The sequence below is a fragment of the Arthrobacter sp. MYb221 genome (genome assembly GCF_002979835.1).
Classification (GTDB): Bacteria; Actinomycetota; Actinomycetes; order Actinomycetales; family Micrococcaceae; genus Glutamicibacter.
The window spans coordinates 19,676-45,794 of sequence record NZ_PCPW01000004.1; the positions used below are offsets into that span (position 1 = coordinate 19,676).

Below are 26,119 nucleotides of genomic sequence, written 5' to 3' on the forward strand. Positions count from 1 at the left end.
CATCATGGCATCAATCCTGGATCGCATCACCTCCGCCTGGACCGAGGCGTGGAGCAACGGCAACACCGCGGCTTTCGCGGATCTGGTATCCGAAGACTATGTGCGCCACTCCAAGACCGGCGAAGAGCGTATCGACGACCTGTTCCGCCAGATCACCGATTCCCACCGGGCCTTCAGCGATTTCAACATGGAAATCCTGCGGGCCATCGAAGACGACAATCTGGCGGCCATCCACTGGCGCAGCACCGGGGTGCACACCGGAGAATTCATGGGAGTCCCGCCGACCGGGCGCACCGTGACCGTCACCGGAGCGACCTTCATCAGCCACTGCGATGGCAAGGTCACCGAGGAATCGGTGGTCTGGGATCCGCGCGAAATGCTTTCGGCCATGAGCATCTGGCACCTGGGTGACCAGCGGATCAAGAAGTAGCAAGCAGCAACGACGGGGCGGCGGACAAGTCGCCGCCCCGTCGTTCCAAGACATTCCGGCGGCCAGTGCCGCCCGAGGTGAGGATGGAGATCCCTTTGCCAATCAACATTACCCAGACTGCCCAACGCCTGATTTCCGCCAGGGAATCACGCCAGCCACTGGAGAGCCTGATCGATGATTCCGCAGGCCCCACGGTGGCCGATGCCTTCCGCGTGCAGCAGGAGATCATCCGGCTGAATGTCGAAGCGGGAGACAGCATCGCCGGCTTCAAGCTGGGCAATATCGCCAAGGCCATGCAGAGCAAGTTCGGGGTGGACGAACCGGACTACGGCTACCTGCTGGCCAGCCAGTTCTACCCGGAGAACCTGCCGATCAGCGCCGCCGACTTCATCGAGCCATTCATCGAACTGGAACCGGGCTTCGTGCTGAAGAAGGACCTGGGCGGCAAGCATGTCACCGCGGCGGACGTCATGGCCGCCACCGACTTCGTGGTGCCCGCACTGGAAATCATCGACTCGCGGATCAAGGACTGGAAGATCGGCCTGTTCGACACCCTGGCCGATAACGGTTCGGTGGGCGGGGTGATTCTCGGCGGGCAGCCGCGCAAGCTGTCCGAGGTCAATCTCGCCAACCAGCCCGGTTGCATTGAATTCGACGGCCAAGAAGTGGCCCGCGGGAACACCAGCGCCATCCACGGCAATCCGGTATCGGCCATCGCTTGGCTATGCCGGCGCATCGCCGAATACGGCATCACCCTGAAGGCCGGCCAATTCATCCTGCCCGGCAGCTGCCTGGCCGCCGAGAAGATGGTCCCCGGCACGGCGATCACCGGCCGCTTCGAAGGCTGGGGAGAAATCTCCTTCGACTACACGCCGGAACCTAGTTCCGCCACGCATTCCTGAACCGCTACACAGAGCAGAAAAGAGCTTAAAAATGGCCCTGAGCATTGCGCCAACTACCGAAAACACCACCACCGAGCAGCTGGAAGCCTATCTTGCCGCCGCGCAGGACAGCTTCGGCGCCTGGGCCGCAACCAGCCCGGCCCAGCGAGCCGACATCCTGGACGCCGTGGGCAACGCGCTGGATGCCGCCGCGGACCAGCTGGTTCCGGTAGCCATGGCCGAGACCAACCTGCCCGAGCCGCGCCTCCGCGGGGAACTGAAGCGAACCACCTTCCAGCTGCGCTTCTTCGGGGACCTGCTGCGCGATGGCGGATACCTCGACGCGCGCATCGACCACGCCGATGCGCAGTGGCCCATGGGAGCTGCCCGCCCGGATTTGCGGCGCACCCGCATTCCGCTTGGTCCGGTCGTGGTCTTCGCGGCCAGCAACTTCCCCTTCGCCTTCTCGGTGGCCGGCGGCGACAGCGCCTCGGCGCTGGCGGCGGGCAACCCGGTAATCGTCAAGGCGCACCATGGGCACCTGGAACTCTCACGGCTCACCGGCCAGGTGGTCAACGAGGCCTTGGCCGAGGCTGGCGCGCCGGAAGGGCTATTCCAGGTCGTCTTCGGAACCGAAGCCGGGCGCACCGTCCTGCTGGATCCGCGGATCAAGGCCGCAGGATTCACCGGTTCCATCCCCGGGGGCCGGGCCCTGATGGATCTGGCTGTTTCCCGCGATGAACCTATTCCCTTCTACGGGGAGCTGGGCAGCAACAACCCGGTGTTCGTCACCGAGCAGGCTGCCAGCGTGCGCGGCGAGCAGGTCATCACCGAGTTCATCGGCTCCTTCACCACCAGCGCCGGGCAGCTGTGCACCAAGCCCGGAACGCTGTTCATCCCGCGCGGCTCGGGCTTGCGCCCGCTGCTGTCCGAGGCCGCGCTCCCGGCCGGGGCCGGGCTGCTGAACCAGCGCATCCACGAAGGCTACGGGCAGGTGCTGGACCAGCTGTCCGCGCACCCCGGTGTCGAGGTGCTCTCGCAGGGCGGCGAACCGCTGAGCGAGCAGCCTTCGCCTACCTTGCTGATCACCGGCATCGACGAGCTGCTGGCAGATCCGCGGGCCTTGCAGGCCGAGTGCTTCGGACCGACCGCACTGGTCGTGGAATACGACTCCGAGCAGCAGCTGGTGGCTGCGGCGCGCACCTTCGAGGGCCAGCTGACCGCAACCATCCACGGCGAAGAAGGCGACCACGTGCAAGAGCTGGTCGCGGTGCTGGCGAACAAGGCCGGACGCGTGCTGTGGAACCAGTGGCCCACCGGGGTTTCGGTGACCTATGCCCAGCAGCACGGCGGCCCCTACCCGGCCACCACCGCGGTGGGGACCACCTCGGTCGGTGCCGCCGCCATCGAGCGGTTCGTGCGCCCGGTGGCCTACCAGAACTTCCCGCAGCATCTGCTCCCGGCACAGCTGCAGGATGCCAACCCGGACAGCGCTCCGCAGCTGGTCAACGGCCAGCCGCGCGGCCGCTGACCGGAACCGCGAAGTACTACCAGGAGGGAAGGGCCCATGCATGCCATTGAAGGAATCGTCGAGCACGGAGACGCCCGCGGGCGTGAACTCGGCTTCCGCACCGCGAATATCCCCATGCTGCAAGATGACCAGCTCGATGGCGTGTGGGGTGCCGAAGTGCAGCTGCCCGATGGGCGCCAGGTGCCTGCCTGCGTGTCCATCGGCCGGCGCGCCACGTTCTACCGCACCGGCGGGCAGGTGCTGCTCGAAGCGCATCTGCTCGACTTCTCCGGGCACCTCTACGGGCAGCACCTGGTGGTGCGCCTGCTGGAATTCCAGCGCCCGCAAATTGAATATGCGGATGCTGGAACCCTGGTGGAGCAGCTGCATCGGGATGTGGCCGAAACGCGACGCGCGGCACAGCTGCGGGAAAGTGTCCTGGCATGAGCGGGATCGCAATGGCACCCCCGGCTGCGCCGCCGTCCTGGGCGGTGCAGCGGGTGGCGACCGTCATCGAACGCCAGGGTATCTCGGTGCCGATCCGCGATGCCAAGCGCATCGCGCAAAAAGCCGGGGTGAGCAAGAGCCTGGCCCGCCGCTGCATCTACTACATGGACAGCGGGAAATAGCTTCCCTGGACCCCTGGCTCCCTGGCTCCCAGGCGCTGGACGCCATGGCGCTGAGGCACCGCCGGCAAATTCCCGGGCGCCTTCTCCACCCAAGCCGCGCGAACCGCCGCGGGCTCCTCCCGCTGCCTCGCGCGGCTTTCTGGCGCTGCCTCGATGCCCGCGTGCCGCTATGGGCCCGGCCATCAGGGCAGTGCTTCTGCGCAACGGCCATGGCGGCAAAAATCATCTCAGTCTCCATGTCAGCTCCGTACGTGCAGTTGGGCGCCCTGAATTCACAGGCCCGGAGCTGGGGCCGATCATGAAATGTTTTGCATAATGTGTTGTGCATCACCGAAGTGTCGTGTTCACTAGATAACTAGCATGATCATCTGGTGAACGTTATGAAGTTCTTGTTTCGCTATTGCAAGTGAAAATTCCACAGCAGTTCATGCGCAGCGAGAGCATCAGATCTCGAAACCAATTCCCGGCAGGAAAGAGGATACGATGAGCGAATCATCGAGAATGCAGCGCCCCGCGTTGCCCAAGGTATCGCGCAGGCTCCGCGCCGATGACTGCATTGTCGTCGACAAGAAGGAATTGCGCCGCGCGCAGATCGGCGCGGGCATTGGCAATTTCATCGAATGGTATGACATCGGGGTCTACGGCTACCTGGCAGTGACCATGACCGCGGTCTTCACCGAAGGCATGGACCAGAGCATGGGCCTGCTGGTGACGCTGTTCGGCTTCGCCGTGTCCTTCATCGTCCGCCCGCTGGGCGGAATGATCCTGGGCCCTCTGGGGGACAAGATCGGCCGGCGCAAGGTCATGTTCTTCACCATTGCCCTGATGGCCGGAGCCACCACGCTGATTGGCTTGCTTCCCACCGCCGGGCAGGTTGGCCTGTGGGTGATCGTCCCGCTGTACTTGCTCAAGATGCTGCAGGGCTTCTCCACCGGTGGCGAATACTCCGGCGCCGCAACCTACGTGGCCGAGTTCTCCCCGGATGACCGCCGCGGATTCATGACCTCCCTGCTGAACTCCGGGTCGATGCTCGGCTTCGCTGCCGGTGCGGCAGCTGTCGCGGCCACCTCCGCGATCACCACCTCGGTGTGGGGCGAGAACGCAATGCTCGCCGGCGGCTGGCGCATCCCGTTCCTGGTGGCACTGCCGCTGGGCATCGTGGCGATTTCGCTGCGCAGCAAGATCCCGGAATCCCCGACCTTCGAAGCGGCCCGCGAGGCTGCCGAGGCCGGAACGGTCCATCCGATGTTCGTCCGCCACAATCTGCCGAACATCTTCCGCCACTACTGGCCCCAGATTCTCATCGGCTGCGCGCTGATCGCCGCGGATGGCACCTCCTCCTACATGCTCACCAGCTACATGCCCACCTACCTCGAAGCGGAAATCGGGTCGCCGGCGGTGCACACCGCAGTGGCCGCGGTAGTTGTGCTGGTCCTTCAGGCAGTGCTGATCCCCGTGATAGCCAACTGGTCGGACAAGATCGGGCGGCGGCCGATCTACATGATCGCGACCATCGGCAACTTGGTCCTGCTGGTGCCGGCCTTCGCGCTGATGCATGTTGGCACGATGTGGTCGCTGTACCTCTCGCTGTTCATGGTGGCCTTGCCCAGCGCGTTCTTCCTGGCCCTGACCGGCTCTGTCATGTCCGAGCTGTTCCCCACCGCTTCGCGCTACGGCGGAATGGGCGTCACGCACAACCTGTCGATTTCCATTTTCGGCGGAACCACGCCGCTGGTCAGCCAGATCCTGGTGAATACCACCGGCAACCACTTCGCACCGGCCTACTACATCATGTTCTTCTCGGTTATTGCGCTCTGTGCCACCTTCAAGCTGCGCGAGACGGCATCGCGTCCGTTGCTAGGTTCGGTGCCCGTGGTGCGCACGCGCGATGAAGCGCTGGCCCTGGCCAAGGGACAGGATGAAAATGAGCTGCTGGATACCTCCACCATGCTTCTCGCACCGGTGCCAGCGCGCGCTCCGGAAACAAGCAGCTAGCTTCGATATGCCTCGCAGCAACCGCCCGGTGGGCGTTCCCGATGGAGGGAACGCGCACCGGGCGGTTTGCATTGCGGGAACTATCCGCTGGAGCCGGTGCGTGCTGACCCGGCTTGCACCACGGGCCAGGCCTTGCGCGCGAGGTAGAAATCAGAGATATCCACTACTTTGCGCACGCTGCGCCCGGTCAGCAATTCGGCTTGCTTGATCCGGTAGGCCAAGGTCTGCCGGTGGATGCCCAAGAAATTTGCGGTGTGCTGCCACTGCAGGTCGCGGTCAAGCAAGGCGAAAAGGGAATCCCGGTACACTGCCACTTGGTCGCTGGCACCTGCTAGCGGGCCGAGCACCATGCTGACGATTCGCTCGGCTTCCGAGGCGGATCGGGCCAGCAGCGACACCTGCAGCCCGGAGAATTCAACAAGTTCGCCCGGCCGGGGTTCGGGCGGAATCGCCCCCTGCGCTTCTTGCGCTGCGCCTTCGAGGTCCGCGAAGCGCTGCTGCGGCGAGCTTATTCCGAAAGTAGCCTGCAGTTCGCTGGCGATCGTCCGCAGCACCGGAAGATCCTTCTCGCGCACTACGGCGATGGCGTTGTTCTTCCACGACGTGGCCAACGGTGCCAACCCGTGCAAGGACAGGGACATCGCCACGGCATCGAGCAGTTTTCCCGGGGCGCAGGCGACGCGGAATCCGGGCTCGCCAGCGATCCATGCACCGCCATCGATATCCTGTTCGCCCAGCTTGCCGGCCAGGCCCAGTCGCAGGGAGGTTTCGGCAGCGGCGACGGCATTGCCGGCATCCTGGAGCAGCGAATTGGCATCGACCGCCAGGATCTGCTTGAGGTGCACCAGCAGCAGGGCATCGAGTTGCGCGTCGGCCGGGACAAGCAATTGGGTGGGGCGGATGGTGGACAGCGAATGGCGGCGATGCGCATTTTTGGGCAGCATGCCGATCACCGGGCATCCGGTCATCGTGTCCTGGACCGCGATGCCCACCGAGCACAGCTTCTCCACCCAGTCGCCGTTGCGCTTGCCTTTCCGGTTCTGCGATCCGGCTTCCTGGTACATCCGGGAGAGCAGCAGGACCGAGCGGTTCAGCTGGTTGGTGGTCACGGCGGCCACTGTCCGGGCGATCACCACGAAGGGCGTTTGCGGGCCGGTGGACAGCACCGGGAAGGCCAGTTCATCGGCCGCCTGCCGCATTTCGGTCGTGAGCTCGGGCGCGAGTCCATCCTGGCCGATGATCAGCCCCGCAATCCCCGCGGCATCCGCCTGGCGGATGAAATCGGCCTGCTCTTGGGCCTCGGCGGGGATATTCAGGCCCAGGGCCATCAGCAGTTCCTCGCTGCCCAGCCAGCGCCACGGCTCGGCGGATTCGCTGGTCTGCGCCCAGCGCACGATGCGGCCAAGCCCGGACTGGCCGGCAATCACCTTGGTGTCCAGGGCCGGATCGGAAATGAGTTTGGCGATGGTGAGCAATTCCGCCATCTTGCCTCCAGCCTTTTGTGCACAGTGATGAAAACACTATGAATATCATACATCTGCATAAGTGATCTGCAAGACATTGCACCATACAGTGGCTATCAGTACACGACTGGCACACCCAAAGGGAGCGGAACACCATGGACAACACCTACGACTCAGACATCATCATCATCGGCGCGGGCCTGGCCGGACTGACCGCCGCCCGCGAACTGGGCGCAGCTGACTACTCGGTCACCGTGCTCGAAGCGCGCGACCGCATGGGCGGCCGCCTCTACACCGAGGACCGCCTGGGCAAGCACCTGGAGCTGGGCGGAAACTGGCTGCACTGGACCCAGCCGCATGTGTGGGCCGAGGTCACTCGCTACGGCCTGCGCGCGGGCCGCGGCCCGAAGTCCGAGGAGACCTTCTGGTACGCCGACGGCAAGGTGCAACGCGGCGACCTGGCTGGATTCATGGATCTGATCGATGACGGCATGAATGCCCTGGTGGGCGACAGCGGGAAAATCCTTCCGCGCCCGGATTTGGTCTCCGGCGACGAGGAGTTCGCGCAGGCCGACCAACTGACCTTGCAGCAAGCCCTTGACCGCCTGGATCTGAGTGATGATGAGCGGCAGGCCAACGAAGCGGCCTGGGTGGGGCATTGCAATGGGCCGCTGGACCAGGTCGGCTTCAGCGCAGCGATCCGCTGGACCGCGGCCACCTCCGGAGAATGGCGCGTCATGCACGAGGCCAGCGCCGTCTACCGCCTGGAAGATGGCAATGACCAGCTGGTCAAGGCCATTGCAGCCGATGTTCCCGGCGAGATCCGACTGAATGCGCCGGTGGCCTCGATTGCCCACGATGAGCAGGGTGCCACCGTGGTGCTGGAAAGTGGCGAGAGCTTGCGCGCCCGCCGGGTCATTGTCACCGTTCCGCTGAACATCCTGCACGAGCTGGACATCCAGCCTGCCCTGTCGCCGGTCAAGCGCGAGGTGAGCCAGGCCGGAACCGCCTCCCAGGGGCTCAAGCTTTGGATTCGGGTGAAGGGTCCGATCAAGCCGTTCTTCGCGTACTCCACGCAGGAGCATCCGCTCTCGGTAGTGCGCACGGAATTCGTAGGCGAGGAAGATGCGGTGCTGGTTTCCTTCGGCGCCGATGCCTCCCGTTTGGATATCACCAGCATCGAGGAAGTCGAGAAGGCGCTGCACGCGTGGCGCGATGACCTGGAAGTCCTTGAAATTGCCGCCCATGACTGGAACGCCGACCCCTACGCCAAGGAAACCTGGCTCATCCACCGGCCGTTGGCCTACACGACGGGCCAAGCCGAACTGCAGCGAGCCGAGGGGACCGTGCACCTGGCCGGCAGCGATCTGGCCAATCTCTGGGCCGGCTTCTTCGATGGCGCCATCGAGAGCGGGTTGCGGGTATCTCGCGAGGTGCGCGCGGCACTCGAGGGCTAATTGTAGTCTTATCTCGAATTATGGTCAGAGTGTTCACTCTGCGGTCAAACGGCTAGTCTGAATAGAAGACTATTCGAAAGGCTGGTTCCCCTCCATGGGAGAAACAACTGGAAAATCCTCTGGCGGCATGGCGGCAAATCGGTCGGTTTCACGGGCTATTGCGGTGCTGCGCGCGCTGGCCGCCAGGGGGGAACCCCTGACGGTCACGGAGATCGCCAAGCAGATCGGCCTTGCCCGAGCCACGGTCTTCCGCCTCTTGCTGACCTTGGAAGAAGAAGGGTTTGTCGACCGCCACGACACGCACTACACGCTCGGGTGGGATCTGGCTCGGATTGCCCAAGATGTTGATCCCACTCCGGGATTGCTATCCCGGGTCAGCGACGTGGTCGTGGAGATCGCAGACGTGCTCAACGAAACGGTGACACTGAGCGTTCGCCACGGAAAATACGATCTGGATCTCGTGCAGCAAGCTTCTCCGCGTGCCATCGGCATGTCGATGACCGAGCTGCAGGGCCAGCGGTGGCCGTTGCACGCTTCGGCGACTGGAAAGCTGCTCCTTTCCGAATTGGACAAGGAATCGATCCGCGTTGCCACCGGCAACAAACTGGAAAAACTGACCAGTCACACGATTACCACATGGAAAGCCCTGGATGCCGAGCTGGAGGAGATCCGCGAGCGCGGCTGGGCTAGCACCATTGACGAATTGGAAATGGGAATCATTTCCGTGGCCGTGCCGATTCGCGGTGCCGGTGAGGATCTCATAGGCATGCTTGCCTACATGGCACCGCGCCATCGAGTGGATACCGAAAAGCTCGAAGTCCAGAAAATCGAAGGACTGCTCGAAGGTGCGAAGGCGGTGCGCCGGCGCATTGTCTCGATGACCGGAGAATAGGTCCGCGCCAGGCCGAGGTGCAGTAGCTTGCACCGAGTGAACGGCTAAGAGGGTAGTGACCGAAAGCATAGGGTGTTGATTGACGCGTCATCGACACTTGGTGCGATTCGGAGTAGCGTCCTAAGTGAAGGGCCAACGGAAATTCCGTGACCATCTTGGAGCAGAAAGTGAGTTCACCATGGCTCAGTATGATGTAGCAGATCGTTCGGCAGTCGTCACCGGGGCAGGCTCCGGAATCGGCCAGGCTATCGCCATTCTTTTGGCTGCAAACGGAACCAAGGTCGTTGTTCAAGATCTAAACGCAGACGCGGCCGAGGCTACCGTGCAGGAAATCATGGCCAGCGGCGGCGAAGCCGTTGTAGTAGCCGGAGATGCCAGCTCCTCGGAAGTTGTCGCGGAAACCATCAAGGCTGCCAACGCGATGGCCCCATTGAAGATCGGTGTCAACAATGCCGGTATCGGCGGCCGCGCCGCCAAGGTTGGCGAGCTGACCGATGAAGACTGGGACAAGGTCGTGTCGGTAAACCTGAATGCGGTTTTCCGTGGCACTCGCGCCCAAGCGGTCGCCATGAGCGAGAACGGCGGCGGTTCTATCGTGAACATGGCTTCGATCCTCGGCTCGGTAGGCTTCGCCGGGAGCTCCGCCTACGTATCCACGAAGCATGCCGTGGTGGGCTTGAGCAAGACCGCTGCGGTTGAGTACGCCGCCGAAGGTGTGCGAGTCAACAGCGTGGCTCCAGGCTTCATCGACACCCCGCTACTGCAGCAGATGCCTAAGGAAGCCTATGATGCTTTGGTTTCCAAGCACCCAATTAATCGCTTGGGCAAGCCCGAGGAAGTCGCCGAGCTCGTTGCCTTCTTGGCCAGTGATGCGGCGTCCTTCGTTACCGGCAGCTACCACCTAGTCGACGGTGGTTACACCGCAGTTTAGTAGAATTCACGAGATCTAGCGGCTTTGCAATCTGAACTGGATCGCTAGGGCAGGATTGGTTAGATCTGCGCTGCAGGCTGGACCGCAAGGGTGTGGCATCTATATTCCATCGGTGTCATACCCTTTTGTCGTTCTCGATTAGTTAGGTTCCCTGACTGGAACTTGCTTTGGGTTAAAGCTTGAGCATCTAGAAGGCGGGCGGTGGGCAATTATTGAAAAATTACTTGGTAATTTTTACTAGTAAAATTCTGCTAAAAAATGACACCTGCGTGAGTGCGTAAGTTCATCTGTTATTTTCAATTGCGATTCACTTGACACGTTCTGCCTTGAAAACTCAAGGTTCTTCAGCGAGCGAGACTGCTTCCGCGGAGTTGGCGCAGAGCAGCGAGAGTGAATGAAGGGCCAACAGCCCGCAAAACGTCAGCTGCAGGCAATGGAGTAATTCTTGCGCTTGGCTTGCAAGCCTCTCCATAGGCATAGTAGGGTCAAAATTACTCGCGTTTGACCAATGGATCATCACTTTCACAAGGGGATACTTATTATGTCGACGCAAACTGTTTCCGCATGGGGTATGCGTAAATGCTTTTGCTCTTAGCTAGCTACTTCAACTAACCATGCCTGAGGCGTCCTTTTTCTGGATCCTTCGCACGAGCGATTGAATGCCAACTATTCATGAGTTTTCGTAAAGTCATCCGCTTCTAAGCGGACCTCAGCTCCTGTCCTGCTGCTCGAACGATCACCGCCCGCTGCGGCGCGCGAACGACTAGCCTTCATGCTTTTCGAACAAAAGCCTGAATTTTCGACACGGCACCCTCTCCCTAGCCCTTTGCGCTATTTTTCAGGCCCGCGACCATCCGTGATTGCTTGATTCTTAAACATATAATCGGTTGAAGATACTTAAAATAGCATGTCAGCACCTAAGAATAAATTAACGTCATTTTAAGAAAATAACCAGAACCGCTTGCTTTTCAGCTCACTGCCAGCTTGGATGTTTCTTGGGGAAACCTTGGGGTTAGCGACCAATATGCCGAAAATATCAAGGAGTCTGTCTCGATGCGACGCACTGAGCGTGGAAAAAATGCACCAGCGATTAATGCTGGATGGTGGAGACGACCACTTGCGTTAGGTACAGTTTCATCCCTAGCGATCACGTCCTTCGGACTGCCAGCAATGGCAGACATCAACACGTCACCAGATGACGCAACCGAATCTGCGGCCAGCATTATCGACCTAAGCCTTCTCGGCCAGGAACTCGCCGGCGGAGGCCAAACGCGGGCGCTATTCCCAAGCGGACCAGCAACCGACGAAGGCGCACTAAATGCCTCGCTGCTTGGCGGCGAGATGCTGGACCTCGGCGGCCTGCAGCTGCCAATCGACCAGATTATTGACTACGGTGAGCTCGGAGCCTTGCTTTCGCGCTCCACCGCAACCGATGCCAAGAACGGCGAAGCAATCACCGGTATTGCCGGTGCTGATGGTTCGGTAACACTGGACGGCCAAGCCGCGGACTTCGGAAACGCAAAGCTTGACCTGCTCTCGCTCTTCCGTGAGACCGGCGTTGACGGACTCACCGACGAGATCCTGAGCAAAGCCGAGCTGACCGCCGGAGTCGGTGGCGCTTGGGTGCAGGCAGTTGACGGAGAATTCCAGGACCCGGACGGAGTCGGCGGAGCCGGCCAGTACCGAGTTGCGGAAGCGAACCTCGAACTCCAGTCCCCGGTGGTGGAAACCGTAGCGGGAACCCTGTACGAGCAGATCGGCCAGATCGATCAGCTCATGGAGGAGACCGTTGGCGGTCTTGGCGATCTGACCAGCATGATCACCAGCATCACCGACGCCTTGCCAGCGGGCGCAACCCTGGACTACACGATCGAATCGAATATGCAGGATGAGATCTTCGACGAGATTCTTGCTCAGCCGATCACCTCGAAGAATGAAATCCTCACCATCGATTTCTCCACCGGCCAGGTGTACATCGACCTTGACAAGGCTTATTCGGGAGAACGTCCAGAAGGCGTGGACCTGCCCGATGGCATCAACAACCAGAACCCGAACACGGAACTGATCAGCAACGAGATCTACCCGATCATCGCCGAATCGGTGCACGATCTGATGGAAGAAGTAGTCGCCATCGCCGTGAGCGCCATTGAGGGCGCACTGGGCAGTGTCACGCTGAACCTCGAAGCCGGAGTTTCGGCGCTGGGCAATACCGCCACCGCCAACTGGAGCGTCAACCTCATGGGCGACGCGCAGCCAGTGGTCTGCGAATCCGAAGGCTTGGGCGGCGCGGCTTTGTGCGCCACGCTGGAGACCGCAATCAACACCGTGGTGGGACCAATCGTCCAGACCGCGCTGGTGCCAATCCGCGATTACATCCTTTCCGACGGTGGCAAGGCCATCTTCGAAACGCTCTTGACCGACCTGAAGACCGGCGCCATCACGCTGCCGATCCGACAGTTGCTTGAGCCGGTCTTCACCCTGCTGTCCCAGGTTATTTCGGTGCAGCTGAACCGCCAGGACGTCACCACTGCTGTGGGCCCAGACGGTGAAGTCACCGAAAGCCTCGAAGTTTCCGCATTGAGCCTGGGACTGCTGCAGGCAGCGGATGCCGGGCGCCTGAACTTCGGTACCGCCGGCGTGCGCATCGATGCGGTCGAGGATGCCATCACTCCGGCCTTGACCGTTGACCCCACCGCAGTTGATCCAGGGCAGTCCACCAACGTCACCGGCACCGGCTTCACCCCTTCGGGCGACGTGCAGATCCAGCTGACCGACGCAGAGGGCAACCCGGTAGGCGAGGCGATCACCGTTCCGGCCGACGAAGCAGGAAACCTGCCGGAGACCGCACTGCCCGTTCCGGCAGATGCAACTCCAGGGGAATACAACGTGGTGGCCACCGACGTCACCACCGGCACCCCGGTGCAGGGCCCGTTGACCGTCAACGACCCGGGACAGACCCCGGAGCCAGGCAACGGCATCATCGGTGACACCGTGTTTGCCGACGCCAATGCCAACGGTATCCAGGATGCCGGTGAAGCAGGAGTTCCCAACGTCACCGTGAACCTGTTGGATGCCTCGGGCACCGCGGTTCCAAACGAAGACGGAACGCCGCGCAGCACGACCTCCGATGATCAGGGCAAGTACTCCTTCGGAGAACTTCCTGCCGGTGAATACATTGTTGAGTTCGTCGCTCCCGAGGGTTCGGTCTTCGCACCGGCCAACCAGGGTGAAGACGACGCAGTGGATTCGGATGCTGCCGAGAACGGCCGCACCGAGGTTGTTGCACTGACCGCAGAGGCTCCAACCACCGACACGGTGGACGCCGGCCTGGTTTCGGATGACGCCGAAAACCCGGATACCCCAAGCATCACCGTTGACCCAACCGAAGTTCCTGCCGGGGACGAGACCACGGTCACCGGCGAAGGCTTCCAGCCAGATAGCACGGTCACCATTCAGTTGGAGGACGCCGAAGGCAATCCGGTCGGCGACCCGATCGAAGCGCCGGTGGACGCCGAAGGCAACTTCACCAACGCCCTGCCGGTCCCGGAGGATGCGGCACCTGGCGACTACCAGGTCGTAGTGACCGACGCCGACGGCAACGAAACCACCAACCCAATCACCGTCACCGACGCCGACGGCGCGGGCAACAACGGCGAGCTCGGTGACCGCGTCTGGCGCGACCTGGATGCCGATGGCATCCAGGATGCCGGCGAAGCCGGCCTGGCCGGCGTGAGCGTGAACCTATTGGATGCCGCCGGAACCCCGGTGACCGATGCCAATGGTGCACCGGTAACCGCGACCACCGACGGCAACGGCAACTACACTTTCACCGGTCTTGAACTGGGCGAATACAGCGTTGAGTTCGTCGCTCCGGAAGGTGCCTCGTTCTCTCCTGCAGCAGCCGGGGATGACCGCGAACTCGATTCGGACGCAGGTGAGAACGGACGCAGCGCGGTGATCGCACTGACCTCCGTTGCACCGGTGAACCTGAGCGTTGACGCCGGCGTGGTTGACGCTCCGGCGGTAGAGGACGCTACGGTTACCGTCGATCCGACCGAGGTGGCACCGGGCGAGGAAACCCAGGTGACCGGTGACGGATTCGCTCCTGATTCCGAGACCACGGTGCAGCTCACCGATGGCGAAGGAAACCCGGTAGGGGACCCGATCACGGTGACCACCGATGAGAACGGCCACTTCACAACCCCGCTAGCTGTTCCAGAAGATGCAGCTCCGGGTGAATACCAGATTGTTGTCACCGACTCCGAGGGCAACACCGACAGCACCCAGCTGACGGTGGGCGAACCGGATGATGGCGGCGAAACCCCTAACCCAGATGCTAATGGCGAACTCGGTGACCGTGTCTGGCGCGACCTGGATGCCGATGGCATCCAGGATGCCGGCGAAGCCGGCCTGGCCGGCGTGAGCGTGAAGCTGCTCGACGCTTCGGGCAATCCAGTGACCGACACCAACGGTGCCGAAATCACCGCGACCACCGACGACAACGGCTTGTACCGCTTCACGGGACTGGCCTTGGGTGAATACACCGTCGAGTTCGCAGCCCCGCAGGATGCTTCGTTCTCGCCAGCAGGCGTGGGAGAAGACCGCGGACTCGATTCGGACGCCGGAGAGAATGGCCGCACCGCAGTCCTGACCCTCACCAGCGCAGCACCGGTAAATCTGGGTGTTGACGCCGGCGTGGTTGACGCTCCGGCGGTAGAGGACGCGACGGTAACCGTTGATCCAGCCGAGGTGGCTCCGGGCGAGGAAACCCAGGTGACCGGTGACGGGTTCGCTCCGGATTCCGAGACCACGGTGCAGCTCACCGATGGCGAAGGGAACCCGGTAGGGGACCCGATCACGGTGACCACCGATGAGAACGGCCACTTCACGACCCCGGTAGCTGTTCCAGAAGACGCGGCACCGGGCGAATACCAGATTGTTGTCACCGACTCCGAGGGCAACACCGACTCCACCAACCTGGTTGTCGCGAATCCGGATGAGGGCAATGGCTCCAACCCGGGACAGCTTGGCGACCGCGTGTGGCGCGATGCCAACGGCAACGGCCTGCAGGACGAGGGTGAAGTCGGCCTGTCCGGCGTCACCGTCAAGCTGCTGGATGCCGAGGGCAATCCGGTCAATGACATCTCCGGAAACCCGAAGACCACCACCACCGACGAGAACGGCACCTACCGCTTCGCCGGGCTGACCATCCGCCAGTACATTGTCGAGTTCGACGCCCCGGAGGGTGCATCCTTTGCGCCAGCCAGGGAAGGCTCGGACCGCGCCATTGACTCGGATGCCGGAGAGAATGGCCGCACCGAAGTTGTCGCCCTGACCAATGTCGCACCGATCAACAACGGGGTAGACGCTGGTGTGGTCGACGCTCCGGCCGCGGAGGAAGCCACCGTGACCGTTGACCCGGCCGAAGTGCAGCCGGGTGAAGAAACCCAGGTCACCGGCGAGGGCTACGCGCCAAACAGCGAGATTCGCGTGGTGCTCACCGACGCAGAAGGAAACCCGGTGGGGGATCCAATCATCTCCACCACCGATGACAACGGACACTTCAGCGTGGCGCTGATGGTTCCAGCGGATCGGGCACCGGGCCAGTACCAGGTGCAGGCCACCGACGCCGAAGGCAACGAAGACAGCACCACCTTGGTGGTTGTCGAAGGCAACGGCAATGGCGACGGATCCGGCAACGGCTCCATCGGCGACTTCGTCTGGTTCGATGAGAACGCCGACGGACTGCAGTCCGAGGGCGAGCGCGGCCAGGGCGACGTGCGGGTGAACCTGCTCGACGCCGAGGGCAACGCGGTACTTTCCACCGAAGGCAACCCGATCACCACGGTGACCGGCGAGGATGGAATGTACTCCTTCGCAGGATTGAACCAGGGCCAGTACACGGTTGAATTCGTGGCACCGCAGGGCGGAACGTTCTCGCCTTCGGCCGCAGGGGATAACCGCGCAGTTGACTCGGATGCCGGCGACAACGGCCGCAGCGCCGTGGTCACCCTCTCGCAGTCCGCGCCAACCACCACCGAGGTTGACGCAGGCATCACCTTCCAGGATGGCGACTCGGAACTGAACCCGGAGTTCACCGTGAACCCCGACAATGCAGGTCCGGGCGACACCATCACCATCGATGGTGAAGGCTATGCGCCGAACACTCCGATCGTGATCGAACTGCGTGACAAGGATGGCAATGTCATCCACGAGATCGAGGTTGAAAGCGATGAGAACGGCGAGATCCACACGGAACTCGTCATTCCCGAGGACATCGAAGACGGTGAGTACCAGATCGTCACGGTTGACCCAGATGGCAATGAGGAGTCACGGAGCATCACGATCCGCGACACCCCAACCGACACCTGCGCAACCGAGACCGCGCTGAGCATCAACCCGACGCAGGTGAACCCGGGTGAGAACATCACCATCAACGGCACCGGCTACACCGAGGGCGACACCATTACGGTTGAAATCACCGGAGTGGACGGCAAAACCATCGAGCTCTCCCTGGCCGAGGCCAGTGCCAAGGGCATGGTCGTCATCGACGAGAGCTGCGCCTTCGAACTGAAGGTGCAGATTCCGGAGGACGCCGAGGAGGGAACCTACACCGTCAACACGAAGGATGAAAACGGCAAGGTCCTGGACTCCGGCGAATTCCAGGTTGTTGGCAACGACGGCTCCGGGAACGACTCGGATAACGAGGGTTCGGACCAGAATGGTTCGAACGATAGCAAGGACAAGGATGGCCTGGCTAACACCGGTGCCGAAATTGTCTGGTACTCGTTGCTCGGCCTACTGGCCGCCGCTGGTGGTGTAGTCCTGACCATGGCTGCACGTCGCCGCGGCCGGCAGAGCTAAGGAAATAAGCGGCTAAGCCCCGGACCGGCTGCTGGCAGCAGGTCCGGGGCTTAGCCCGCAAATATTTCTGCAAAACCCTCACCCCGCTGGTGAGTGTCCAAAGAGATGGGGAACCCGGATGACCGGGTTCCCCATCTTGGCGCCTCGCCCCGGATAATGAACTGACAATAAACGCCTCGAAGTAAGAAGCCTTTGAAGTATGAGTGAGCTCGTGAATAAAAGCCTCTTGGGAACCGCCGGCTTGCTGGCCGCCGCAGCAATGCTGGTGTCCTGCCAAAGCTCCTCGGCAGCAAATGACCAGGGCACCGCGGTCCGTGCGCAAGCAGATCAAGGCGTCACCTCACGCGTGATCAGCGAGCTGTCCTGTTCGGAGGGGTCCGAAGCCCTTGGCCAAGACATGACCAGCGGCGCGAACTGGTCCATGTGCTTTTCCGTAGACATCAAGCTCGGAATGGTGCTGGAGAACGTCACCTTCACCCCGCCCAACGCCGAGCCGATGGAGATCATCGATTCGATGTCGCTGTCCCAGCTTGAAGTTCCCTACGATGACGGTGGCCGTTCGACATCGGATATCACCAGCGCCGGATTCGGCGGCGGAAATATGCACTCGCTGACCGAGATCGAATGCCCCGGAACGCTGGTCAGCCACGGCATTCCCACCATCGGGGACGGCAGCAAATACGGTGAGATCGAATCGCGCCCGGTGCTTTGCAGCGATACCGTTGACGGCGGTCTCTCCTACCGCTCGGCCGAGGTGGGCCAGTTGCTGGCCAAACGCAAGAACGACTGGCAGCTTTCGACCGTGTCGAAGGTTGGCTGGTACGAGTACCTGAACCAGGTGACCTTCGGCGCCGACGGAAGCATCCGGCCGGCCTTGGGCGCCACCGGCGACCTGTCCCCGGTTGACTACAGCGACGCCGAGCATGGCTCCGCCGTGGGCGAAGGCGAGGAGCACCATGCCTCAAGCCATTCGCACAATGCGGTGTGGAAAATCCATTGGGCCCTAGGCGGCACCGGCGCCCAGCAGGTCGAGCAGTACGACACCAAGGACACCAACGAGTCCGGGGAGCAGTCCCCAATCGTTGAAGGGAACTACACCAAGATCAACGAGCCGGCCACGGCGCAGTGGACCGATGCGCGCTGGTGGAAGGTCTCCGCCCCCGGGATGCTCAATGCCGACGGGCACGTGATGTCCTATGAAATCGACATGGGGAAAACCGACGGTTTCAGCTTTATCGACGACGAGAAAAACCATGGGGCGGACGCCGACACGGATTACGACGTGGCTTTCACCAACGCCGATGACTGCCACATCTATGCCACGTACAACCGAGGCACTTGCGGCCGCGGCGTCTTGGACTTCGTCAAGAATCAGTCCGGGGAGAAACTCCAAGATGTCGTGTCCTGGGTGGCGGTGGGCTACCACCACGTACCGCGAGATGAAGAGCAGTCACCCATGGAGGTGCATTGGCAGGGCTTCACCATGGTTCCCCGTGACCTGACCGCGCAGCGCCTCGACGTTCCGGAAGAACGCAGCGAGCTGAACGGCAGACCCGAGGACTGGCAAGGCCAGCTGCCGCCCGAGGGAAACTAACCGCCAGCGCCGGGAGTGTCCTCGGCCGGCGTCGAGGGGGCTCCCGACGCGCCGCCGCCCGGACTGGGAAGTACTGAAACCAGCGCCTTGGGGTTTCGATATCGGGTCGAAAGCAGATGACTAATTGTCGCCAGGCACTTCAAAGGACCTGGCGATGGTGGGAGACTAACGGTATGCGAGAGTCGTAGTTTCGCGGTGACCGCGAATTCGTGAATGCACGAGAGGCGAGGATCATGTCGGACAAAGAAGTCTTGGATCAGGCAACCCGAGAGGCCAAGCTATCGCAGTTGCCGCACTGGCGATATGTGCTGGGAGTTCTGCGCACTGCCTTCAAATGCCCCTCAGCTGCCGTGGCCTTGGAGTTCTTCGCCGAAATCGGCGCCTTGGCCGAAGCGGCCAACCATCATCCGGATGTTGATTGGCGCTATGACACCTTGTTCGTGTCGCTGGTCTCGCATGATGTCGGGGGAGTATCGCTGCGCGATACGCAGCTGGCCGAAAAGATCTCCGAGCTTGCCGAAAAGCATGGTGCGCCGGCGAATCTGAATCTCATTCGGCCGGTGGAAATTGCCATCGATACCGATGACCGGGAACAGATCTCGGAAATCTGGCGCACCGCGCTGGGCTACAAGGAGCAGCACGACGGCAGCCTCACCGACCCGTACGGGCGTGGACCGGCGATCTGGTTCCAAAGCACCGATACGCCCAATGACAACCGATTCCATGTGGATGTCTCGGTGCCGCATTCCCACCATTGGGACATCATCGACGGGCTCAAGCTGGTCGGCGCCAGGCTGAATCACGACCATGCGCCGAACTTCGTGGTGGCCACGGATCCGCAGGGAAACAGGCTCTGCGTTTGCACCGAGATGGGCCGCTAGGCCGGCCTGCCCCCTCGCCGGTGGACCTCGCCGTCGCGTGGCGGGGCACTGGTTTATTGGACGACTGCGCTATCGAGTTCTGACCGAAGTTGAGCGCGGCTTGAGCGCCGCTAGTTCATCAGGGTTTCGGCGGCAATGCGCATATGCTCGGCAATTTCCGCATTCACCGCAACGCTGTCCCCGGCCTCGATGGTGTCGACCAGCTTGAAGTGTCGGGCGACATCCATGTTGCGCACCCCGCGCTCGAATCCACCGAACATGATGGACATGCGGATGGAACCTTCGAGCTGTTCCCAGGCGTGCAGCAAGGTGTCATTCTCTGAAAGCCGGCACAGGGTGCGGTGGAATTCGAGGTCTGCTTCGATCCGCTCCTCGATTTCGTTGTCTGCCAACCGGTCCATGTTGCCCACCGCGGCGCGCAGCTGTGCGAGGGCATCAGCCAGATCCTCGCGCTGCAGCAGCGTTGTGGCCGCGAGGCTTTCGAGCGAGGCACGGACCGCAAAGATGTCCTGGATTTCCTTGTTGTCCAGGTGGCGAACCGAGAGTCTTCCGCGTTCGCCGGCGGACACCAGGCCCTCTTGCTCGAGCTGGCGCAGCGCCTCCCGCAAGGTGCCTCGGCTGATTTGCATCGAGGCAGACAGTTCGGTCTCCACCAGATGGGTGCCCTGCTGCAACTCGCCGGTGGTGATGGCACGGCGCAAGGCAATCAGGGCCTGCTCGCGCAGGCTCTTCTTGCGAAGCCCTACCAGGGAAGAATCGGCGATGGCCATTGAGTGCCCCTAAAGGTTGGAATCCAACTGTTGATTGTTAACTGTTGATTTTAGCGCCTTGAGGTGGGTGCGGTGGAAACACCGCACCCACCTCAAGGCGAATCAACCTGCTGGACTACTCGGTGAGCTAGTCGAGCTCTGCCAGAACCTTGCTGACAATCGAGTTGATCGACAGCCCGTAGCGGTCATGGAGGGTGGGCAAGGCGCCGGCATCCAGGAACTCATCGGGCAGGCCGATCGGCACAACCTTGGAGGAGACTCCGCCGCGAATCATGGTCGAGGCCAAGGTCTCGAACAACCCGCCGATGACCGAATGGTTTTCCAGCGTCACCACCAGGCGGTCTCCGGCGACCTCCTGCAAGACCGTTTCCGAATCGAAGGGCTTGATGGTGGGGGAGTGCACCACGGCGACATCCACATTGTGCTTGGCTAGCTCCTTCGCCGCGTCCAGGGCGCGCATGGTCATCAGCCCGCTGGAGACAAAGACTACGTCGTTTCCGCCACGCAGGGCCTTGGCCTTGCCCAGCTCGAAGGTGTAGTCGTATTCGTCCAGTACGGTCGGTACCTTGCCGCGAAGCAGGCGCAGATACGTCGGGCCTGCGCAGGCGGCGAGCTGCGGCACCGACTGCTCGATGTCGATCGAGTCGCAGGGGTCCACGATGGTCAGATTTGGCATGCCCCGGAAGATGGCGATGTCTTCGGTAGCTTGGTGGCTTGGTCCGTACCCGGTGGTCAGGCCCGGCAAACCGCCAACAATGTTCACGTTGAGGTTGGGCTCGGCCGCGTCCAGGCAGAGGAAGTCATAGGCGCGGCGGGCGGCGAAGACCGAATAGGTCGAAGCGAAGGGCACCAGTCCCGTTTCGGCGAACCCGGCGGCCGCCCCGAACAGGAGCTGCTCGGCCATGCCCATCTGGAAGAAGCGGTCCGGATGCTGCTGGGCAAAGATATGCATGTCGGTGTACTTGCCCAGATCGGCCGTCAGCCCCACGATGCGGGGGTCGTTTTCGGCAGCCTTGGCCAAGGCATGGCCGAAGGGCGCCGCGGCGGTTTTCTGGCCGGGCTCCGCGAATGAGGCGATCATCGCGGAGGTTTTCAGGCGTGGTTTGGCGGTGGCAGACATTTAGTTGTTGCTCCCTTCGAAGCCTTCGGTCAGTTGCTCGCGGCAGATTTGCCATTCGTTTTCTTCGATGCGCATGAAATGCGCCTTCTCGCGGTCTTCCAGCAGCGGTACCCCACGGCCTACCTTGGTGTCGCAAAGGATCACCGAGGGGCGCCCGGTGCTGGAGGCCTGGGCTGCGATATTGTCGAAGGCCTGCAGCAAGGCCCGTGGGTCGTTGCCGTTGACCCGCTGCGCATACCAGCCGAATGCTTCCCATTTTTCCGTCACCGGCTCGGTGCGCAGCACCCCGGCGGTAGCGCCGTCGGCTTGCAAGGCATTGATGTCCACCATGGCGGTCAGCTGGCCCAGCTGGTGGTGCGCGGCGCCCATGGCGGCTTCCCAAGTGGAACCCTCATCCAGTTCGCCGTCGGAGAGGAAGTTGATGATTCGCTGGTTCTTGTGCTGGTGGCGCAGCCCCAACGCCATGCCCACCGCGATGGACAGGCCGTGGCCCAGCGAACCACCTGAAATTTCCATGCCAGGGGTGTACGTGGACATGCCTGACATCGGAAGCCGGGAATCATCCGATCCGTAGGTTTCCAGCTCTTCTACCGGAACGATGCCGGCCTCGGCCAGTGCGGCGTAGAAGCCAATGGCGTAGTGGCCGGTGGAAAGCAAGAAGCGATCCCGGTCCTCCCACTCGGGCTCCGCGGGGCGGAAAGCCAGCTGGTCGGCATAAACGGAGGCGAACATATCTGCTGCGCCCAATGCCTGCCCCACGTAGCCCTGGCCTTGGACTTCGCCCATATTGAGCGCGTGATGGCGGATGCGGTACGCGGCGTCGCGTACTTTTTTGGTGCGCTGATCGAGATTCAACGTCTTGTCCTTGATGGCTGTGATTGCCACTGTATGTCCTTTCAGAAGTTATTTAGCGTAGGCCCTGGTTGAATGGAGCGATTAGACGCTGCTCGTCTGCGGGTGGGCTGCGACGGCTTCGTTAGCTAGCTGGCGCTCGCGAGGACCCCAGGTTTCCTTGGTGATCAATGCCGCCCAGAGGCCGATGGCCGCGTAGCAGATAAAGAGGGTTGCCGGGCCCATCCAGCCGAACTGGATGAACAGCAGCGTGGTGATGAACGGGGTGAAGCCGGAAACCATGGCTGAAATTTGGTAGGCCAGCGAGGCGCCGGAGGAGCGGGTTTTGGCTTGGAAGAGCTCGGGGAACCAGGCGCCTTGGGCTCCTGCCATCGAGTTTTGGCAAACGGCGTAGGCGATGACGATCGTGGCGATGATCATCAAGAATGAGCCGGTGTTCACCATGAGGAACATCGGGATGCCGAAGAGCGCCGCAAAGCTGCAAGCGAGAATGTAGACGGATCGCCGGCCTACCCGGTCGGTCAGCCTGCCCCAGCTGTAGGTGGCGAAGATGCCGATGGCCGAGGCGATGCTCAAGGCGGTGAGGGTCTCCCAGTTTGCCGCCAAACCGGTGGTGTGCAGGTAGGAGATCATGTAGGTGATGGAGACCGCGTAACCGGCGGTTTCAGCGATGCGCAGCCCAATGCCGCGCAGGATATTGCGCCAATCGGTGCGGATGACTTCCTTGATGGGTGACTTGACGATTTCTCCGGCCTTTTTGACGTCGTCAAAAACCGGGGATTCCGGAACCTTCGAACGAATGACCAGTCCCACGATGACGAGCAGGATGCTGGCCAAGAATGGCACTCGCCAACCCCAGTCGCCGGGCAGTTGCACGCTGACCAGGAATACCAGGTTTGCCAGCAACAGCCCTACCGGGAATCCGGACTGGACGATGCCGGTGAACCTTCCCTTGTGCTTCCACGGGGCGTGTTCGTAGGTCATCAGAATAGCTCCGCCCCATTCGGCTCCGAAGGCCAAGCCTTGGACGATGCGCACGAGGACCAGCAGGGCCGGAGCCAAGACGCCTACCTGCTCGTAGGTCGGCAGCAGCCCGATCATGAAGGTTGCCAAGCCCATGACGATCAGCGAGGTCACAAGCACCGGCTTGCGGCCGATCTTGTCGCCGAGATGGCCACCGATAATGCCGCCCAAGGGCCTGGCCGCGAAGCCGACGCCCAAGGTGGCAAAGGCTGCGAGGGTGCCCGTCAGGGGGTCTGTTCCGGGGAAGAACGTATGGCCGAAGTAGAGGGCCGCCGCGGTCCCGAATCCGATGAAGTCATAGGTTTCAATGGTGGCTCCGACACTGGAACCTACCGCAACGCGCTTGGCGTCCTTGGTGCCGTGGATCGGACCGCGCATGTTTAGAGCTTCGCTGCTCATGAGTGGGTCCCTTCGTGGTTTGTGGGAGGAGGAAAGCATTCACTGTTGACAGTCAACACTATTAGAAGTGTGAGCGCCAGCACAAGTTCTGTCAAGAGCTAATTTAACAGTTGACTGTTAACAGTAAACTTAACTAAGGTGGTGTGCACCACATGCATCGAGGGTGCTCCGGCAAGGCTGCGCCCATCGCTCACTTAGGTTTTCCGAAGCATCGCCAGGAGAAGCCGAAACGAAAGCAGGAAAGCAATGAAGCAAATCCAGCGCACCGCCATTCTGACGGGAGCCACTTCGCCCCGTGGAATCGGCGTCAGCACCGCACGCCACTTTGCCAGCGAAGGCTGGGGAGTCGTGATCCTCGATCTCGACCACGCCGCATCCGAGCAAGTTGCCCAAGATATCGCCGAAGAATTCGGTGTTCCCGCGTTCGGCCACCGGATCGACGTTGCCGATGAAGCATCCGTAACCACCGCGCAGGCCGCCGTGGCAGCCCAGGTAGCTGCGGGAGGTTTGCCGCCCACCGGAGCGGTAGTGAATATTGCCGGAATAACCTCGCCGGTCGATTTCCTCGAGACAACGCTTGAAATTTGGCACAAGGTCATGAACGTCAATGCCACCGGCACCTACCTGGTATCCAAGGCCTTCTTGCCGGAAATGATAGAAAGCGGCTGGGGGCGGATTATCAACATGTCATCGGTTTCGGCCCAACGCGGCGGCGGAGTTTTTGGCAAGGTTCCCTATTCCTCGGCCAAGGCCGCGATTCTCGGCTTCACCAAGGCGCTGGCTCGCGAGATCTCGGCTACTGGAGTGACCGTTAACGCTATTACTCCCGGGGCGGTAGACACCAACATCCGCGTTGGCAGCACCGAGGAGCAAGAGGCCGCAATTGCCGCCGGAATCCCCATCGGACGCACGGCAACCACCGGCGAAATCGCCTCGGTTATCGGTTTCCTCGCCTCGGACGGCGCCTCCTACCTGACCGGCACCACCATTGATATTAACGGCGGAAGCCACATGCACTAGGGATTGCACCGCGTCCGCGATTCCCGGCGGCTGCCGCTTGGCGGTTGGTGGGTGCGCTGCGGATTAGTGATGCCAAACGGGGCGAGTAACGGCGCAGTTTCCAGCGCCGTTACTCGCTCTGCTGCGTTGGACGCCGAGAGAAGATTCGCCACGGAAGCAGGTCTGCGCGCTTCGAAATCGGCGCGTAATCCATCTCACTTGCGCTGTGAAGCAGGAATATAGTTCCCGGCTGGCAGGTTGCACGAAGCAACTACAATCTTCAGGAGTCCTACCTATGGATCTGTTCTCACCGCTTACACTCGGAGATCTCAGCCTTTCCAATCGACTGGTGATGGCGCCGCTGACCCGTTCACGCTCCCGCAAGGACGGCGTGCCCGATGACCAAGTAGTCGAGTACTATCGGCAGCGCGCATCGATGGGCTTGATCGTCAGCGAAGGCGTTTATCCCAGCGTTACCGGCCAGGGATTTGTCCGCCAGCCTGGTCTGGCCACCGCGGAGCAGATCGCCGGCTGGAAGAAGGTCACCGACGCGGTCCATGCCGAGGGCGGACTCATTGTTGCCCAGGTAATGCATGCCGGACGAGTGACGCATCCGGGGACCACCGGGCAGGACCACATTGTCGCGCCCAGCGCCATCGCGGTGGAAGGCGAGTCACGGACCTACACGGGCAAGCACCCCTACCCGGTGCCGCGCGCCCTTGGAACCGTTGAACTGCCGGGAATCATCGAGGAATTTGTGCAGGGTTCGCGCAATGCCATGGCCGCAGGATTTGACGGGGTCGAGCTGCATGGTGCCAACGGGTACTTGCTGCACGAGTTCCTCGCACCGAGCTCAAACACCCGAACCGACAACTATGGGGGGTCCCCGGAGAACCGCGCGCGCTTCGTCATCGAGGTAGTGAAGGCGGTGGCCAACGCGATCGGCGCTGGAAAGACCGGACTGCGGATCTCTCCCGAGCACAACATCCAGGGTGCCACCGAGCTGGATCGAGCCGACGTCACCGCGACGTACACGGCCTTGCTTGAGTCAATCGCCCCGCTTGGCCTGGCCGCCCTGAGCATTCTGCACAAGGAACCATCGGGGGACCTCGTCCAGGGTCTGCGCACCACCTTTGGTGGGCCGGTGCTGCTCAATACCGGGTTCCAAACGATTACCAGCTATGAGGACGCCACCGCGGTGGCCGCTGGCGGCTGGGCGGATGCGGTTGTGGTGGGGCGCCCCGCCATTGCCAACCCCGACCTTGTACGCCGGTGGCGCGAAGAGCTGCCGCTGAACGAACCGGATGCCGCCACCTTCTACACCGAAGGTGCCGAGGGCTACACGGACTACCCGTTCTGGCAGAACTAGACGCCGGCGCAGCCAAAGGTGAATAGAAACAAGCCGCATCTACCCGATACTTATCGGATG

General features: G+C 61.9%; 19 protein-coding genes. 14 read left to right on the plus strand and 5 right to left on the minus strand.

Annotated elements, in window-relative coordinates; genetic code table 11:
• The first annotated feature begins 4 nt into the window (after nt 1-4).
• The 6 genes from CQ015_RS19125 (at nt 5) to CQ015_RS06380 (ending at nt 5,445) form a co-directional block, all read left to right on the plus strand.
• The gene (locus CQ015_RS19125) at nt 5-430 is read left to right on the plus strand and encodes an ester cyclase (RefSeq protein ID WP_219844293.1); all 426 of its coding nucleotides are present in this window, start codon (nt 5-7) and stop codon (nt 428-430) included.
• 95 nt (nt 431-525) lie between these two features.
• On the plus strand, nt 526-1,332 hold the full coding sequence (locus tag CQ015_RS06360) for a 2-keto-4-pentenoate hydratase (RefSeq protein WP_105649610.1): 807 nt from the start codon (nt 526-528) through the stop codon (nt 1,330-1,332).
• A gap of 31 nt (nt 1,333-1,363) precedes the next feature.
• Nucleotides 1,364-2,842, plus strand: a complete 1,479-nt coding sequence (locus CQ015_RS06365) for an aldehyde dehydrogenase (NADP(+)) (protein ID WP_105649611.1) — start codon at nt 1,364-1,366, stop codon at nt 2,840-2,842.
• A 36-nt stretch (nt 2,843-2,878) separates the two neighbouring features.
• Entirely contained in the window at nt 2,879-3,268 is a 390-nt protein-coding gene (locus tag CQ015_RS06370; protein WP_105649612.1) for a riboflavin kinase, read from the plus strand.
• Nucleotides 3,265-3,450: a hypothetical protein gene (locus CQ015_RS06375; RefSeq protein ID WP_105649613.1), complete on the plus strand. Its 186-nt coding sequence runs from the start codon at nt 3,265-3,267 to the stop codon at nt 3,448-3,450. The genes CQ015_RS06370 and CQ015_RS06375 overlap by 4 nt, the downstream gene beginning before the upstream one ends.
• Nucleotides 3,451-3,933: 483 nt before the next feature.
• A complete protein-coding gene (locus CQ015_RS06380) occupies nt 3,934-5,445 on the plus strand; it encodes an MFS transporter (RefSeq protein ID WP_258137947.1) in 1,512 nt (503 codons plus the stop codon).
• Between the two features lie 80 nt (nt 5,446-5,525).
• On the opposite strand, the gene CQ015_RS06385 is transcribed toward CQ015_RS06380, so the two are convergent.
• Nucleotides 5,526-6,929 (minus strand): PucR family transcriptional regulator ligand-binding domain-containing protein, encoded by a 1,404-nt coding sequence (locus tag CQ015_RS06385; protein ID WP_105649615.1) that lies wholly within the window; start codon nt 6,927-6,929, stop codon nt 5,526-5,528.
• Between the two features lie 83 nt (nt 6,930-7,012).
• Between CQ015_RS06385 and CQ015_RS06390 the strand changes: the two genes are divergently transcribed.
• The 6 genes from CQ015_RS06390 to CQ015_RS06415 all read left to right on the plus strand — a co-directional run bounded on the left by CQ015_RS06390 (nt 7,013) and on the right by CQ015_RS06415 (nt 19,527).
• Nucleotides 7,013-8,365, plus strand: coding sequence for an NAD(P)/FAD-dependent oxidoreductase (locus tag CQ015_RS06390; protein WP_258138038.1), 1,353 nt, complete (start codon nt 7,013-7,015; stop codon nt 8,363-8,365).
• 94 nt (nt 8,366-8,459) lie between these two features.
• On the plus strand, nt 8,460-9,257 hold the full coding sequence (locus tag CQ015_RS06395; protein WP_105649617.1) for an IclR family transcriptional regulator: 798 nt from the start codon (nt 8,460-8,462) through the stop codon (nt 9,255-9,257).
• 178 nt (nt 9,258-9,435) lie between these two features.
• Nucleotides 9,436-10,188 carry an SDR family NAD(P)-dependent oxidoreductase gene (locus CQ015_RS06400; RefSeq protein WP_105649618.1) on the plus strand — a complete coding sequence of 251 codons (753 nt, stop codon included), beginning with the start codon at nt 9,436-9,438 and terminating at the stop codon, nt 10,186-10,188.
• A gap of 1,170 nt (nt 10,189-11,358) precedes the next feature.
• Entirely contained in the window at nt 11,359-17,052 is a 5,694-nt protein-coding gene (locus tag CQ015_RS06405) for an SdrD B-like domain-containing protein (RefSeq protein WP_105649619.1), read from the plus strand.
• A gap of 199 nt (nt 17,053-17,251) precedes the next feature.
• Complete coding sequence (locus tag CQ015_RS06410; RefSeq protein WP_105649620.1) at nt 17,252-18,646, plus strand: copper amine oxidase; 1,395 nt, start codon at nt 17,252-17,254, stop codon at nt 18,644-18,646.
• Nucleotides 18,647-18,879: 233 nt separating this feature from the next.
• On the plus strand, nt 18,880-19,527 hold the full coding sequence (locus CQ015_RS06415) for a 4a-hydroxytetrahydrobiopterin dehydratase (protein WP_105649621.1): 648 nt from the start codon (nt 18,880-18,882) through the stop codon (nt 19,525-19,527).
• Between the two features lie 110 nt (nt 19,528-19,637).
• Here CQ015_RS06415 and CQ015_RS06420 read toward each other — a convergent pair whose 3' ends face one another.
• The 4 genes from CQ015_RS06420 to CQ015_RS06435 form a co-directional block, all read right to left on the minus strand.
• Complete coding sequence (locus CQ015_RS06420) at nt 19,638-20,297, minus strand: GntR family transcriptional regulator (protein WP_105649622.1); 660 nt, start codon at nt 20,295-20,297, stop codon at nt 19,638-19,640.
• 127 nt (nt 20,298-20,424) lie between these two features.
• Complete coding sequence (locus CQ015_RS06425) at nt 20,425-21,417, minus strand: transketolase family protein (RefSeq protein ID WP_105649623.1); 993 nt, start codon at nt 21,415-21,417, stop codon at nt 20,425-20,427.
• Nucleotides 21,418-22,296, minus strand: coding sequence for a transketolase (locus CQ015_RS06430; RefSeq protein WP_374954789.1), 879 nt, complete (start codon nt 22,294-22,296; stop codon nt 21,418-21,420).
• Nucleotides 22,297-22,353: 57 nt separating this feature from the next.
• Complete coding sequence (locus tag CQ015_RS06435; RefSeq protein WP_105552653.1) at nt 22,354-23,691, minus strand: MFS transporter; 1,338 nt, start codon at nt 23,689-23,691, stop codon at nt 22,354-22,356.
• A 246-nt stretch (nt 23,692-23,937) separates the two neighbouring features.
• Here CQ015_RS06435 and CQ015_RS06440 point away from each other — a divergent pair, with 246 nt between their 5' ends.
• Together CQ015_RS06440 and CQ015_RS06445 are read left to right on the plus strand one after the other, a co-directional pair.
• On the plus strand, nt 23,938-24,711 hold the full coding sequence (locus CQ015_RS06440) for an SDR family NAD(P)-dependent oxidoreductase (protein ID WP_105552654.1): 774 nt from the start codon (nt 23,938-23,940) through the stop codon (nt 24,709-24,711).
• 274 nt (nt 24,712-24,985) lie between these two features.
• Entirely contained in the window at nt 24,986-26,059 is a 1,074-nt protein-coding gene (locus tag CQ015_RS06445; RefSeq protein ID WP_105649624.1) for an alkene reductase, read from the plus strand.
• Nucleotides 26,060-26,119: the final 60 nt, after the last annotated feature.

Excerpts from the sequence above, each read along its gene's own strand:
- CQ015_RS06435 (WP_105552653.1), bottom strand. The coding sequence starts at position 23,691 with ATGAGCAGCGAAGCTCTAAACATGCGCGGTCCGATCCACGGCACCAAG.
- CQ015_RS19125 (WP_219844293.1), top strand. The coding sequence starts at position 5 with ATGGCATCAATCCTGGATCGCATCACCTCCGCCTGGACCGAGGCGTGG.
- CQ015_RS06410 (WP_105649620.1), top strand. The coding sequence starts at position 17,252 with ATGAGTGAGCTCGTGAATAAAAGCCTCTTGGGAACCGCCGGCTTGCTG.
- CQ015_RS06440 (WP_105552654.1), top strand. The coding sequence starts at position 23,938 with ATGAAGCAAATCCAGCGCACCGCCATTCTGACGGGAGCCACTTCGCCC.
- CQ015_RS06445 (WP_105649624.1), top strand. The coding sequence starts at position 24,986 with ATGGATCTGTTCTCACCGCTTACACTCGGAGATCTCAGCCTTTCCAAT.
- CQ015_RS06405 (WP_105649619.1), top strand. The coding sequence starts at position 11,359 with ATGGCAGACATCAACACGTCACCAGATGACGCAACCGAATCTGCGGCC.
- CQ015_RS06385 (WP_105649615.1), bottom strand. The coding sequence starts at position 6,929 with ATGGCGGAATTGCTCACCATCGCCAAACTCATTTCCGATCCGGCCCTG.
- CQ015_RS06380 (WP_258137947.1), top strand. The coding sequence starts at position 3,934 with ATGAGCGAATCATCGAGAATGCAGCGCCCCGCGTTGCCCAAGGTATCG.
- CQ015_RS06400 (WP_105649618.1), top strand. The coding sequence starts at position 9,436 with ATGGCTCAGTATGATGTAGCAGATCGTTCGGCAGTCGTCACCGGGGCA.
- CQ015_RS06420 (WP_105649622.1), bottom strand. The coding sequence starts at position 20,297 with ATGGCCATCGCCGATTCTTCCCTGGTAGGGCTTCGCAAGAAGAGCCTG.
- CQ015_RS06365 (WP_105649611.1), top strand. The coding sequence starts at position 1,364 with ATGGCCCTGAGCATTGCGCCAACTACCGAAAACACCACCACCGAGCAG.
- CQ015_RS06375 (WP_105649613.1), top strand. The coding sequence starts at position 3,265 with ATGAGCGGGATCGCAATGGCACCCCCGGCTGCGCCGCCGTCCTGGGCG.
- CQ015_RS06415 (WP_105649621.1), top strand. The coding sequence starts at position 18,880 with ATGTCGGACAAAGAAGTCTTGGATCAGGCAACCCGAGAGGCCAAGCTA.
- CQ015_RS06425 (WP_105649623.1), bottom strand. The coding sequence starts at position 21,417 with ATGTCTGCCACCGCCAAACCACGCCTGAAAACCTCCGCGATGATCGCC.
- CQ015_RS06370 (WP_105649612.1), top strand. The coding sequence starts at position 2,879 with ATGCATGCCATTGAAGGAATCGTCGAGCACGGAGACGCCCGCGGGCGT.
- CQ015_RS06395 (WP_105649617.1), top strand. The coding sequence starts at position 8,460 with ATGGGAGAAACAACTGGAAAATCCTCTGGCGGCATGGCGGCAAATCGG.